Consider the following 13,733-nt stretch of genomic DNA (forward strand, 5'->3'; position numbering starts at 1 on the left):
TTCGCAGCGAACGCGGACCACGTCGGCGCGACGAACGTCCTCAACAGGGCCGGGCTGGCCCTCTGCGCGACGGCATAGCCACCGACGCAGGAAGCCCGCGCGTTTACGCGTGGGTGGAGTCACCACCTGCCAGTACACCCGAGCCCTGGTAGCCGTGGACGTTGACCCGGTCCACCAGCGCCCGGGTTTCCGCCCCGAAGGACGCCCAGGTGGTGCGGGCCAGGTCGTAGCTCGTCTCGTCGGATGCGGCGATCGGCGTGCCGGACAGCCCCAGACGGTCCAGCTCCGCCCGCAGATGACCGAGCACGGTCGCCTGGACCCCGGCGTCGATGTGGCAGCCTTCCTGTCGGCCGTCCGCCCGCCACTAGTCGGAGGACGGCTCGTTGAACGGCTCCACGGACACGAACGGCACGCCCCAGGCGTCACGGGACCGCTGCGCCGTGACCGCGAGATGGGTGGCGAACTGCCGGTGGTTCCACGGCTGGAGATTGGTGCCGCCGTCGGCCGCCCCGGACGGGTTGTGGTTGAGGCACATCCACCACGTGGGGGGCACTTGGAGGCGCCGGACCCCGGGCGAGTTCCTGACGTGTGACGCACGGGGCCGCCCGAGGTGTGAGATCAGATGCCCCGGACTGTCAGGTGAGTGCGTTCAGCAGTTCGCGCTCGCGGCCGGTGCTGAGGCCGGCGCGCCGGGGCCGGTCCAGGTCCTGGTCGCGTTCCCAGCGCAGGGTGTCGGCCAGCAGTTCCGCCCGGGGACGGTGGTGGAGGCCCGCGGCGTGCGCCGCTGAGCCGTCCCGGGCGGACCAGCCCTCCCAGCCCGGCTCGACCAGCCACATCGGCAGGGACTCCTCCCCCATGTACTCGGCCACGCCGTGCGCGAGCAGCCAGGCCGAGTCGGCCGTCACCACCGGACCGGTGTGCCCGCCGACCGTGCGGCACAGCTCGATCCACTCGGCGAACGGGTGGACCGGGCCGACGGCGTTGTACGTGCCGGTGACCCCCGTTTCCGCGCAGTCGAGCAGCCAGGCGGTGAGGTCCCGTACGTCGATCACCTGGGTCGGCAGGTCCGGTGTGTCGGGCACCAGCATCGGTCCGTGCGGGTCGCGCGCGGCGCGGGCCACCCAGTAGCCGGAGCGCCCGGAGTGGTCGCCCGGCCCGCCGATGAGACCCGCGCGGGCGATGAGGAGACGGTCGCCCACGGCCGCCGCCGACGCCTGCTCGCAGGCGACCTTCGCCTCCCCGTACAGCGAGCGGTCCACCTCGCTCCGGTCGGTCGGGGCGAGCAGGGCCGCCGACTCGTCCGCGCCGGGGGTGCCCTGGGAGGCGTAGGCGTTGCAGGAGGACACGTAGGTCCAGTGCCGGGCCCTGCCGCCCAGGGCGTCGAGCGCCCCGCGGACGAACCCCGGCTGCCAGGACACCTCGACCACGGCGTCCCACTCGCGGTCGAGCAGCGGCTCGTACGCACCGGGCTCGCGCCGGTCCGCCGCCACGAGCCGTGCCCCGTCCGCGACTTCGCCGCTCTCCCCGCGCGCAAGACACGTCACCCGGTGGCCGCGCGCCAACGCCGGCCGCGCCACCTCCCGGCCCACCCACGCCGTTCCACCCAGCACCAGAATCTCCATTCCGCCACCCAAGCACCGTGCGAGCGGGACGCGCAGCCGGCTTCGCTGACAGCGGATCGGATCCGGGCGCCGACCCGGGTGACCTGCGCCGGCGGCCGGCTGCCCGGTGGACGCCGTCAGCGGAGGGATGTACCAGAAGCCGTAGCGGTGGTCCCTGGCGAAATCGACGGCCGGATGCCGCCCGGCCCCGAGGCGGGGGACTGCACGTTCGGTGCGGCCGGGGTGGTGGGCTTTCAGTCCGCCTTGCCGCTGTGGGCGAAGTCGCTCCGGATGTCGGTCATCCGGTGGGCCAGTCCCTGCTGGGCGGGGTGAGTGACTGGTGGGCCCCGAGGTCGAAGAGGTACGGAAGCTCGAAGGTGTGCCCCGCGCCCACCTCGGAATGGGGCCGCTGATAGGTGGGGTCCGCCTACCAGGGGGCGTCGTCGTCGGCGAACTCGTAGGTGTACGTGGGGGTCCGGCCGGACAGTGCGCGGCCGGTGTCGACGGAGTGCCGGGCCCAGTTGCCGTCCGTCAGGGCCGCCGCGAGCGCCAGGGCGGGGAAGCCGTCGTATGCGCTGACGGGGTGGCGCGCGGCGATCAGGGCGGCCTTCTCCTGCCCGAACTCCTCCCGCAGACGGGCGTGGTGGCCGGCCTCGTCGATCCGGGCCTCCGGGTCGCCGGTCGCCGCCTTCTTGGCCGGCTCCAGGCCGTGGACCCGGCTGCGTCCCCCTCGGGGGCGAGCCGTCGCGCACGCGGCGACGTCCCGGACGCCGCGTCACGTCCTCCTCTGCCGGGAGGGCTCGGGGTGCTCGGGTCCGGTCGTGCGGCGGTGTTCTGCGACGGCGAGCAGGGCGAGCGCCGTCGCGATCACCGCACAGACCGTCATCATGGGCGTGAGAAAGCCGGGGACGGCCGCCGGGTAGGAACCACCCGACGCCATGCGGCAGTTGAGAGCGGGCGGCAGGTAGGACACGCCGTAGCCGCTCACCTGCCCGAACAGCGACGGGTTCGCGTCCTGGCAGGCCCGGGCGGTACCGCTCTCGTCGAGGAAGAGCGACACCAGTCCCCAGGCCTGGGCGAGTGCGGCGGTCGCTCCGGAGAGCGCGGCGCCACCGCGTGCCACGGCCCCCCGGCCGATCGCCGAGAAGCCGTACCCGACGAGGCCGAAGGCGGTCACGGCGGCGGTGACGAGGCCGATCAGCAGGGGCAGGGCGGCGGGATACGAGGAGGCCATGGCTACCACCTCTGCCGTAGCCAGGCCTCGATGGCGACATAGTCGTCATCCGTGAGTCCCGGACCGGCATCGACTCGGTGGAGCAGGGCGTGTCCGGGATGGTGAGCGGCGACCCAGAGCCGATCAGTGCCGGTGATCTCGTCGTCCACCCAGACGAATGGCCGTCCCGCGGCCCTGGCCACGAGCGCACGGGTCTTCCAGTGCAGCCCTTCGCGTTCGTCTTGTTCCTCGATGCCGGACGGCTCCGGCCAGGCCACCACGGGCAGACGCGGAAGCCCGAGGAGGGGAGCGATGCACGCGTTCGCGTCGTCCATCCACGTCGTGGCCCAGACCACCTCGCACGGAAGGCCGGCCAGCCGGGGCCCGTGCGCGGGGTTGATCCTGGCCAGAAGCGGGTTCCCTCCGGCTCCGGGCAGATCGCGGCCCGTCGCGTGGTTGCGGTACTGCTGCGACCCCGCGCCGAACGGGACGAGTGGTCCGTCGACATCGAGGAACAGCAGCGGACGCCGCGAAGAGCCAGTCACAACAGCACACGATAGCCACAGGCGCTCCCACCCCGAGGCCGATGACATCGACGCCGGCCCCGGCGAGGGCCGCCATCACCCGCGAGGCGCCCGGCCCCGGCCGCCATGTGCGGGGGCAGCCCGGCCACGACGTGCCCGGCGTCCGGGCCGTGCTCCGAGCGCCAGTCGTCCCGGTCGCTCACGCGGCTCCCTGCCGGTGGCGCCGACCGATGCCGGCCTCGGCCCCCTGCGCGACCGCCGGCTTTCCGGCCGTCGGCTGCCGGGGCCCCGTGGGCACCGGGGAGATGTCCGGCAGGGCCCGGCCGGTGGAGCGCCGCGGCCTGCCGTGCCGTCACGCGTCCGGGTAGCGGCGGGGTGTCCAGACGATCCGCCGGCCGTCGCCGCGGGTGACCGCCCGGGTCTGCGTCGAGCCGACCAGCAGGATGGTGCGCATGTCGACCTCGTCCGGGTCCAGTTCGGCCAGGTGGACGATCCGGACGCGCTCCCCGGGCCCGCCCACGTCGCGCGCCACGACGACCGGCGTGTGCGGGGCCCGGTGCTCCAGCAGCAGTTCACGGGCCTTGCCCACCTGGTGGATCCGGCTGCGGGAACCGGGGTTGTAGAGCGCCAGCACCAGGTCGGCCGCCGCCGCGGCCCGCAGCCGTCCGGCGATGACCTCCCAGGGCTTCAGCCGGTCGGAGAGCGACACCACCGCGTAGTCGTGCCCGAGGGGCGCGCCCGCGCGGGCCGCCGCCGCGTGCGCCGCCGTCATCCCGGGCAGCACCCGCACCGGCACCGCGCGGTACGGATCCTCGGAGGCCGCTTCCAGAACGGCGGTCGCCATCGCGAACACCCCCGGGTCGCCCGAGGAGACCACGGCGACCCGGCGGCCCCTGCGGGCCAGGTCGAGGGCGAACTCCGCGCGCTCCGACTCGACCTTGTTGTCGGAGGCGTGCCGCCGCTGCCCCGGCCGCACCGGCACCCGGCCGAGGTACGTGGTGTAGCCCACCAGGTCGTCCGCGGCGGCCAGTTCGCCGCGCGCCTCCGGCGTCAGCCACAGCGGCCCGGCCGGGCCGAGCCCCACCACGACGACCTCACCGGAAACGGGGGGAGCGGCGGGAGGAGCGGCGGCGCCCGGAGCGGCGGTGCCGGAGGGGGCGGCGGCCGGGGCCCCGGCTGCCGGGGTTCCGGTGACCGGGGCGGCGGCAGGGGCCGCGGACGGCGCACCCGTCACCGGGACGGGCGCCGGCGGGGCAGCGGCGTGCCGCCGCTGCCGGGCGTCCACCCGGCTCGGCAGGACCGCCACCGAGAAGTACGGCACCGAGCCGGGGTCCACCTCGGCCAGCGGCGCCGTGCGCTCCGCCGCCATCGTGGCCCGCTCCACGTACCGCGCCTCGGCCAGCCGCCCCGACCGCTCCAGCGCGCGCCGCACGGCGGGGAACGTCCGGCCGAGCTTCATGACGGCGGCCGCGTCGGCCGCCGCGAGCCGCGCCGTCAGTTCCTCCTCCGGCAGGGTGCCGGGGAGGACCGTCAGTGTTTCCTCGCCCTCCACCAGCGGTGTGCCGAGGCGCGCCGCGGCGGCGCTCACCGAGGTGACGCCGGGGACGACCTCGGCCGGGTAGCGGTCCGCGAGCCGCTTGTGCATGTGCATGTACGAGCCGTAGAAGAGCGGATCGCCCTCGGCGAGCAGCGCCACCGAGCGCCCCGCGTCGAGGTGGGCGGCGAGCCGGGCGGCGGCCTCCTCGTAGAACTCCTCCAGGGCGCCCCGGTAGCCGCCGGGGTGGTCGGTGGCCTCCGTGGTGACCGGGTAGACCAGCCGCTCCTCGATGTGGTCCGGCCGCAGATGGCGCTCGGCGATGGAACGGGCGATGCTCCGGCCGTGCCGGGCGCTGTGGTAGGCCACGACGTCCGCCCCGGCGATGACCTCCACGGCCCGTACGGTCATGAGGGACGGATCGCCCGGACCGAGGCCCACGCCGTAGAGCCGGCCCGTGGCCGTCCCCGGTGCCGGGTGCCGCTCCTGCTGCTCGCTCACTCTTCCTCACTCGCCATCGCGTTGATCGCGGCGGCGGCCATCGCGCTGCCGCCGCGCCGCCCCCGCACCACCAGGTATTCGAGGCCCGACGGGTGCGAGGCCAGGGCCTCCTTGGACTCCGCCGCACCGATGAAGCCGACGGGCACGCCGACGACCGCCGCCGGGCGCGGCGCACCCTCCGCCACCATCTCCAGCAGCCGGAACAGGGCCGTCGGCGCGTTGCCGACGGCGACCACGGCCCCCTCCAGGCGGTCGCGCCAGAGCTCCAGGGCCGCGGCGCTGCGCGTGGTGCCGAGTTCGCGTGCCAGTGCGGGAACGGCGGGGTCGGAGAGGGTGCACAGCACCTCATTGCCCGCGGGCAGCCGCTTGCGGGTGACCCCGCTCGCGACCATGTGCGCGTCACAGAGGACCGGCGCGCCGGCGAGCAGCGCCTGCCGGGCGCGGGCCACGACCTGCGGGGAGTGGGCGAGGTCGCCGGTGAGGTCGGTCATGCCGCAGGCGTGGATCATCCGGACGGCGACCCGGGACACGTCCGCCGGCAGGCCGGTGAGGTCCGCCTCGGCGCGGATGGTGGCGAAGGACTGGCGGTAGATGGCCGCGCCGTCCTTCTCGTATGCGTAACCCGTCACGGAGTCGTCCTCGCTCGTGTCGTGCCGGCGCCGTCCGGGCCGCCGGTGCGGTCCGGAGTGCCGGGGTGTCTGTGCCGCTGGGTGCTGCTCCGGCCGCCGGAGGGCTCGGCGGTGCCTGTCCCTTCCGGGCAGACGTGGGCCTCCGTCCGGTCCGGTGAGCCGCCTGTCCGGTCCGGGGTGTCGCCGCCCGTCCCGCCCGTTCCGTCGGCAGTGCCGTCCGCTCGGTCCGTTCCGTCCGCTCGGTCCGTTCCGGCCGGTGTGCCGCGCGTTCCGCGCGCCCTGCCGGTGGTGTCCGGCGGGGGCGCCGAAGACGGCGGGCGGGCCGGACGTGTGGTGCCGGCGATGCTCACCGCGCGGGCCGCCGCGATGGCGGCGGCCGTCCGCCCGGGCGGTACCCGCACCGGCTTCGCCGGTGTGCGGGCCACCGGTCCCACGCCGGCCGCGGCCACCCGGTAGCGGCCGTCTTCGGTGGCGAGGACGTCGATCCAGGCGCCGCCGTCGTTCGGATGGCCGCAGCGGCGCTCGCAGCCGGACCAGTACACGGGCGGGACCGCCCCCGGGCCGGCGGCGGGCGCGGTGGTGCCGGGCGGCGGAGTGGAGGTGTCAACCGGGCTCCGGGAAGCGGTACTTGGACGGCCGGAGGCGTTGGCCCGGGGAGCGGGGACGTCCGCCCGGACGGGCGGGGTCTCCGAGGCGGGAGCCGCGGGGCGCGGAGCCCGGGCCGGGCGGTCCGCGGCCGGTTCGGCGGCCGGTTCGGCGGCCGGTCCGCCGGGAACGGTCGCGTGCTCCGCACGGCCGCTCCGTACGGCCCGCGCGGCGTCCGTCCGTACGTCCGCCAGGGACTTGGCGCAGCCGGGCCGCCCGGTGCAGGAACCAACCCCGTACCAGGGGGAGTCCGGGGTGGTGACGAGACCCGCGCCGGCCAGCCGCCGCAGAGCCGCCGGTGCCGCGTCCGGCGGGAGTCCGGGCACGATCACTCCGCGCCAGGGGGTGGTGCGGATCTCCGCGTCACCCGAGCGTTCGGCCGTCTCCGCCAGCAGCCGCCACTGCGCGGCGGAGTAGCGGCCCAGGGGCGCGGTCACGGACAGGGCCCACCGGCCGCCGGGGCCGGGCTCGCGGATCAGCCCGGGGGCGGGGCCGGCGGCCGGTGCGGGAACCGGCCGTTGAGCCGGCGCGAAGACCCGGCCGGCCGGGGAACCCGTCTCCGGACCGGGCGCCCGGCCGTCGCCCGTGTGCGGGGCAGGGCGCCGTGCCGGCCCGTCCGCCGGCCTCCACGCGATGCCCGCGCGGGACAGCTGACGCCTCAGCAGGTCCGCGTCCAGGGCATGGCGCCCAGGGGCATCCGGTGCCGCGCAAGGCGGCGGGCCGGTGGGCCCCTCGGGGGCGTCGAGCCCGCTGGCGCCACCGGGTTCGCCGCCTCCACGGCGTTCCTCGGGCGTGCGGGGCCGGCCGGATGCGCCGGGCCCGCGGAGTCCGGCGGGCTCGCCGGGATCGCCGGGTTCGCCGGGTCCGCCGGGCTCGCCGGGATCGCCGGGTCCGCCGGGTCCGCCGGGTCCGCCGGGTCCGCCGGGCGCGCCGGGTTCGCCGGGTTCACGGGGTCCGTCGGGCACGGCGGGGCGGCCGGGTCCGCCGGGCTCGCCGGGTCCGCCCGGGTCGTCCGGTCCCGCGATCCCGGCGCTCCGGCGCGGCAGGTCCCGGATGCGCCACGCACGGGTGCCGCTTTCCGTAGCCGCGTGCAGAAACGCTTCGGCGGTGGCGACGGCCGCACGCGGCGCCTCCTCGGCCGTGACGCGCACCCGGGGACCGCCCGCGCCGATGCGGAGTTCCGCGCCACCGGCGCCGGTTGCGACGAGCGTCACATCCGCGCCGAGGGCGGCGACATCGCCGCGGCCGTCGTCCACGGCGAAGAGAAAACGGCCGGAAAGCGCCGCCGCGCCCGGGGTCGCGCAGAGCAGATGGTCCAGGGCGCTCACCCAGTCCCGGACGTCCGCCCGGCCGTGGCCGTCCAGCCCGCTCAACGGGGAAAGCACCACATTGCGGACACGCTCATGGGTGTCCGAAGGGAGAAGTCCCACGAGGCGGAGACGGTCGGCGAGTTGGCGACCGCAATCACCGGGAAGGCCTCGTACCTGCACATTGCCACGGGAGGTCAGCTCAAGCTCTCCATCCCCCAACTCCTCGGCAGTGTCGGCAAGAAGGCGCACCTGACGGCTGGTGAGCAAGCCGCCCGGCAGACGCACCCGGGCCAGTGCGCCGTCGTCGGCCATGTGCAGACGCAACGCACCGGGGCAGGCATCGTCGCGCCCGCGCCGGGGCGGTCCGGGCATGCCGGGGCAGGGTGTGGCGGGGGAGGGCATGGCGGCGAGCATACAGATGCCCGGTGATGGCTCCCGCGGGGTCTCGCGGCCGGGGGGCGCACCGTGGCGGCCGGGGGCGGACGCCGCCGGGACGGGCCGCCGGCAAGCCGCCCCGGCCCCGGTGAAATCCCTGGTCAGGGACGGGAGGCGGGCGGGGGCCGGCCGGAGCGCGAGCGGCGCGCGGCGGTGGCCGGGCGGTCCGGGGACGGAACGGCGGCCGTTCCCGTTGCGACCGGTTTGGTGTGATGCGCGCCGCTGGTACGGGGCCCGCGGCGGCCGGTGTTCTCCCGGTCACGCCGGCCGGCCGCGGAGGCACCGTGCCGCGAGCCGCTCCGCTGCCCTTACTATGCTCACCGTCGGGCCCCGAGGGGTCCGGACGACGCCATGGACGGCGCCAGGGGAGGAAGCCGGTGTGAATCCGGCACGGTCCCGCCACTGTGAGCGCGGCAGCAGCACCGCCGTGTGAGTCAGGAACTCCCGCCGTCCGCCACCGACCCGGGGCGAGGACCCCGAGGAAGGCACGCTGCCGCATGCGCTCTCGGCCCCGCCGTGGCCGGCTCCGCCGCCCCCGGTCCCGCCATACCCGGATACCGTCACCGGCCCCGGAGCGGATCCCGCGGTCCCCCACCCCGTGCCGCCGGATGCCGCGGTCCCGGACTCCGGGACCGCGGGTCCGGGACCGCTCCGCCCGGCCGAACTCCGCCCGGAATCCCGCGTGGCCGAGCCCCGCCCGGCGGAACCCCACGGTTCGGGACTCCGCCCGTCCGAGCTCCGTTCGGTGCCGTCCCGCCCGGCCGCACCCGGCCCGGAACCCTGCCGGGGCGGACTCCGCCCGGTCTCACCCCGCCGGTTCGCGTGCCGCCCGGAATCCCGCCCGGCGGAACCCGGTCCGGAGCCCCGCCCGTCCGAACCCGGCCCGGCCGGGCCCCGCTCCGCCCTCCCGTGCTCCGTCCGGGCGCACCGCGGCCCGGAGCGCCGCCGATCCCCTCCGGCAGGCCGGGCCGGCCCGCCGGTCCGCCACGACACCGCGAAGCGAGTGCCCGTGATCCTGCTGCTGTCGACGTCCGACACCGATCTGCTGAGCGCCCGCGCCGCCGGGGGCCCCGTCCCGTACCGGCTGGGGAACCCGGCCCGGCTCCGGCTCGACGACCTGCCCGCGCTGCTGGACGGCACCGACCTCGTCGTCGTGCGGCTGCTCGGCGGCGTCCGCGCCTGGCAGGACGGGCTCGACGCGCTGCTCGCCGGGGAGCGTCCGGTCGTCGTCCTCACCGGTGAACAGGCCCCCGACGCCCAGCTGATGGCGGCCTCCACCGTTCCCGTCGGCATCGCCGCCGAGGCCCACGCCTACCTCGCCCACGGCGGACCGGCCAACCTGGGACAGCTCGCCCGGTTCCTCTCCGACACGGTGCTGCTCACCGGCCACGGCTTCGCCCCGCCGGAACCCGCCCCGAGCTGGGGCCCGCTGGAGCGCACCCCGGCGCCGGCGGCGCCTCCCGTCACGGCCGGGGACGGCGACGGAGACGGGGACGGCACCGGCGCGGACGCCGTCCGCCCCGTGATCGCCGTGCTCTACTACCGGGCCCACCACATGAGCGGCAACACCGCCTTCGTGGAAGCTCTCTGCCGGGCCGTCGAGGAGGCCGGGGGCCGCCCGCTGCCGCTGTACGTGGCATCGCTCCGCGCCCCCGAACCCGGGCTGACCGAGGCGCTGGGCGCGGCCGACGCCGTCGTCACGACCGTCCTCGCCGCCGGCGGCACCAAACCCGCCGCCGCCTCGGCCGGCGGGGACGACGAGTCCTGGGACGCGGGCGCCCTCGCCGCGCTCGGCGTACCGATCCTGCAGGCCCTCTGCCTCACCGGCCCGCGCGCCGCCTGGGAGGAGAACGACGAGGGGCTGTCGCCGCTGGACGCCGCGACGCAGATCGCCGTACCCGAGTTCGACGGGCGGCTCATCACCGTGCCGTTCTCCTTCAAGGAGGTGGACGAGGACGGGCTGCCCGTGTACGCCGCCGACCCCGAGCGGGCCGCCCGCGTCGCCGGGATCGCCGTCCGCCACGCCCGGCTGCGGCACATCCCGGCCGCGCGCAAACGCCTCGCGCTGGTGCTGTCCGCGTACCCCACCAAGCACTCCCGGATCGGCAACGCCGTCGGCCTCGACACCCCCGCCAGCGCCGTCGCCCTGCTGCGCGCGCTGCGCGCGGAGGGCTACGACCTCGGCCCGGAGGACGGGCCCGGCGCCCTCCCCGGGCTCGCCTCCGGCCGTGGCGACGACCTGATCCGCGCCCTGATCGAGGCCGGCGGGCACGACCAGGACTGGCTCACCGAGGAGCAGCTCGCCCGCAACCCCGTCCGCGTCCCCGCCGCCGACTACGGCCGCTGGTACGAGCGGCTGCCGCGCGCCCTGCGCGAGCGCGTCGAGGAGCACTGGGGGCCGCCGCCCGGCGAGCTGTTCGTCGACCGGAGCCGGGACCCGGACGGCGAGATCGTCCTCGCCGCCCTCCGCCACGGCAATCTGCTCGTCCTGATCCAGCCGCCGCGCGGCTTCGGCGAGAACCCCGTCGCGATCTACCACGACCCCGACCTGTCGCCCTCGCACCACTATCTGGCGGCCTACCGCTGGATCGCCGCCCGCCCCGAGGAGGGCGGCTTCGGCGCCGACGCCATGGTCCACCTCGGCAAGCACGGCAACCTGGAGTGGCTGCCCGGCAAGAACGCGGCGCTCTCCGCGGGCTGCGCGCCCGACGCCGCGCTCGGCGACCTGCCGCTGGTCTACCCGTTCCTCGTCAACGACCCCGGCGAGGGCACCCAGGCCAAGCGCCGCGCCCACGCCACCCTCGTCGACCACCTCGTCCCGCCCATGGCGCGCGCCGAGTCCTACGGGGACATCGCCCGCCTCGAACAGCTGCTGGACGAGTACGCCGCCATCTCCGCGATGGACCCGGCCAAGCTCCCCGCCATCCGCGCCCAGATCTGGACCCTCATCCGGGCGGCCCGGCTCGACCACGACCTCGGCCTGGAGGACCGTCCGGACGACGACGGCTTCGACGACTTCCTGCTGCACGTCGACGGCTGGCTGTGCGAGGTCAAGGACGCGCAGATCCGCGACGGCCTGCACGTGCTCGGGCGGGCCCCGGCCGGACCGGAACGGGTCAACCTCGTCCTCGCCGTCCTCCGCGCCCGGCAGATCTGGGGCGGCACCACCGCCCTCCCCGGGCTGCGCGAGGCCCTGGGCCTGGACGAGTCGGCGGCCACCCGCACCGGGGCGGACGAGGCCGAGGAGCGGGCCCGCGCCCTGGTCGAGGCCATGGACGAGGCGGACTGGGACCCCGCCGCCGCGGACCGGGCCGTGGCGAGGGTGTGCGGCGGGACGGACGCCGCCCCCGCCCCCGCCCCGGCGGCGACGGGAGCCGCGCGGGAGAGCGGACAGCCCGCCGGACACCCCGGCGGACACCCCGCCGCTCGCCCGGACGGCCCCCGGCACGACCCCGCCGCCGTCGCCGCCGTGCTCCGCTTCGCCGCCCGCGAGGTGGTGCCCCGGCTGGCCGCGACCGGCGACGAGATCCGGAACGCCGTGCGCGCCCTCGGCGGCGGTTTCGTCCCCGCCGGGCCGTCCGGGTCCCCCCTGCGGGGACTCGTCAACGTGCTGCCGACCGGCCGCAACTTCTACTCCGTCGACCCCAAGGCCGTCCCCAGCCGGCTCGCCTGGGAGACCGGCTCGGCGCTCGCCGACTCCCTCCTGGAGCGGTACCGCGCCGACACCGGCCGCTGGCCCGAGTCCGTCGGGCTGTCGCTGTGGGGCACCAGCGCGATGCGCACCGCCGGCGACGACATCGCCGAGGCGCTCGCCCTGCTCGGCATCCGGCCGGTGTGGGACGACGCCTCCCGGCGCGTCACCGGGCTGGAACCCGTACCGCTCGCCGGCCTCGGCCGGCCGCGCGTCGACGTCACCCTGCGGATCAGCGGCTTCTTCCGGGACGCGTTCCCCCACGTCGTGGGGCTCCTGGACGACGCGGTGCGGCTCGCGGCCTCGCTGGAGGAGAGCGACGAGGACAACCACGTCCGGGCCCACGCGCGGGCCGACCTCGCCGAGCACGGTGACGAGCGCCGCGCCACCACCCGCATCTTCGGCTCCCGGCCCGGCACCTACGGGGCCGGCCTGCTCCAGCTCATCGACAGCCGCGACTGGCGCACCGACGCCGACCTCGCCGAGGTCTACACCGTCTGGGGCGGCTACGCCTACGGCCGCGGCCTCGACGGCCGCCCGGCGCGCGAGGAGATGGAGAGCGCGTACCGGCGGATCGCCGTGGCCGCCAAGAACACCGATACCCGCGAGCACGACATCGCCGACTCCGACGACTACTTCCAGTACCACGGCGGCATGGTCGCCGCCGTCCGCGCACTGCGGGGCACCGCCCCCGCCGCGTACATCGGCGACAGCACCCGCCCGGAGACGGTCCGCACCCGCACCCTCACCGAGGAGACCTCGCGGGTGTTCCGCGCGCGGGTGGTGAATCCGCGGTGGATCGCGGCGATGCGCCGCCACGGCTACAAGGGCGCCTTCGAGCTCGCCGCCACGGTCGACTACCTGTTCGGCTACGACGCCACGACCGGGGTCGTCGCCGACTGGATGTACGACACCCTGGCGCGCACCTACGTGCTCGACCCGGAGAACCGTGACTTCCTGCGCGAGGCGAACCCCTGGGCGCTGCACGGCATGGCCGAGCGGCTGCTGGAGGCCGAGAGCCGCGGGATGTGGGCGGAACCGGACCCCGAGGTGCTCGCAGGGCTCCGCCGCACCTTCCTGGAGACGGAGGGCGACTTGGAGGGCGGGGAGGACTGAGCCGGCCCGGGCCCGGCCCCCCAGCCGTGGGCCCGGCCTCTCCGGCCCGGCCGTGGGCCCGGCCTGCGGCCCCCGGCTTCGGCCTGCCCCTCCGTGCCCGGGTTCCCGGCCCCGGCGCGGAGTCCGGCCCCGAGCCAGGGCCCGGTGGAGCCGGTGCGGCTCCCTGCCGCCGGGGGCGCGGCCGCTGCTCCCTTCTTCCGTCGTCCGCGTTCCCACCCTCTGCCGACCGCCCCCACCTCCGCCGCTGTCTCCTTCTCCCCTCTCCGCCGGGCGCCGGGGAGGTATCCCGACCTGCCCAGCCGCATCCGGGCCCGTCATCACCCGGTGTGCCGGCCCCGTGCCCCCCGGTCGGTGGTCAGCGGCCGTGCCGGCCTTCCCGGGGGCCGCGCACGGAACCGCTGGGAAGCCCGCCGAGAAGTCGTTGATCTCGGTTTTCGGTGACCTGCCGCACGTGGCCCGGTTCACGTACGAGGGGGGATAGGAGACCGCGGGCCCGTGGGGTGTCCGGGGGGTGGTGCGCCGTCGGGCCGGGTG

General features: G+C 76.6%; 7 protein-coding genes, 1 pseudogene and 1 riboswitch. Of the genes and pseudogenes, 1 reads left to right on the top strand and 7 read right to left on the bottom strand.

Features of this window, described 5'->3' with window-relative positions; genetic code table 11:
* Positions 1 to 136: 136 nt before the first annotated feature.
* The 7 genes and pseudogenes from KBZ10_RS28635 to KBZ10_RS30685 form a co-directional block, all read right to left on the bottom strand.
* Positions 137 to 547 (bottom strand): annotated as a pseudogene (locus KBZ10_RS28635) (beta-1,6-galactanase); the annotation flags it as partial.
* Between the two features lie 88 nt (positions 548 to 635).
* A complete protein-coding gene (locus KBZ10_RS28640; protein ID WP_210990659.1) occupies positions 636 to 1,622 on the bottom strand; it encodes an NAD-dependent epimerase/dehydratase family protein in 987 nt (328 codons plus the stop codon).
* A 754-nt stretch (positions 1,623 to 2,376) separates the two neighbouring features.
* The gene (locus tag KBZ10_RS28645; RefSeq protein ID WP_210990660.1) at positions 2,377 to 2,835 is read right to left on the bottom strand and encodes a hypothetical protein; all 459 of its coding nucleotides are present in this window, start codon (positions 2,833 to 2,835) and stop codon (positions 2,377 to 2,379) included.
* 2 nt (positions 2,836 to 2,837) lie between these two features.
* Positions 2,838 to 3,359, bottom strand: a complete 522-nt coding sequence (locus tag KBZ10_RS28650) for an HAD domain-containing protein (RefSeq protein WP_307847658.1) — start codon at positions 3,357 to 3,359, stop codon at positions 2,838 to 2,840.
* A gap of 331 nt (positions 3,360 to 3,690) precedes the next feature.
* Entirely contained in the window at positions 3,691 to 5,373 is a 1,683-nt protein-coding gene (locus KBZ10_RS28655; RefSeq protein WP_210990662.1) for a precorrin-2 C(20)-methyltransferase, read from the bottom strand.
* On the bottom strand, positions 5,370 to 6,002 hold the full coding sequence (locus KBZ10_RS28660) for a precorrin-8X methylmutase (RefSeq protein ID WP_210990663.1): 633 nt from the start codon (positions 6,000 to 6,002) through the stop codon (positions 5,370 to 5,372). Before KBZ10_RS28660 ends, KBZ10_RS28655 begins: the two co-directional genes overlap by 4 nt.
* Entirely contained in the window at positions 5,999 to 8,371 is a 2,373-nt protein-coding gene (locus KBZ10_RS30685; RefSeq protein ID WP_210990664.1) for a hypothetical protein, read from the bottom strand. The genes KBZ10_RS28660 and KBZ10_RS30685 overlap by 4 nt, the downstream gene beginning before the upstream one ends.
* A 388-nt stretch (positions 8,372 to 8,759) precedes the next feature.
* A riboswitch (cobalamin riboswitch) is annotated at positions 8,760 to 8,836 on the top strand.
* Between the two features lie 565 nt (positions 8,837 to 9,401).
* Here KBZ10_RS30685 and cobN point away from each other — a divergent pair.
* On the top strand, positions 9,402 to 13,199 hold the full coding sequence (cobN, locus tag KBZ10_RS28670; RefSeq protein ID WP_210990665.1) for a cobaltochelatase subunit CobN: 3,798 nt from the start codon (positions 9,402 to 9,404) through the stop codon (positions 13,197 to 13,199).
* Positions 13,200 to 13,733: the final 534 nt, after the last annotated feature.

The sequence above is a fragment of the Streptomyces sp. F63 genome (assembly GCF_018070345.1).
Taxonomy (GTDB): domain Bacteria; phylum Actinomycetota; class Actinomycetes; order Streptomycetales; family Streptomycetaceae; genus Streptomyces.

Coding starts and splice junctions, on each gene's coding strand:
- KBZ10_RS28640 (WP_210990659.1), bottom strand. CDS start 1,622: ATGGAGATTCTGGTGCTGGGTGGAACGGCGTGGGTGGGCCGGGAGGTG.
- KBZ10_RS28645 (WP_210990660.1), bottom strand. CDS start 2,835: ATGGCCTCCTCGTATCCCGCCGCCCTGCCCCTGCTGATCGGCCTCGTC.
- KBZ10_RS30685 (WP_210990664.1), bottom strand. CDS start 8,371: ATGCTCGCCGCCATGCCCTCCCCCGCCACACCCTGCCCCGGCATGCCC.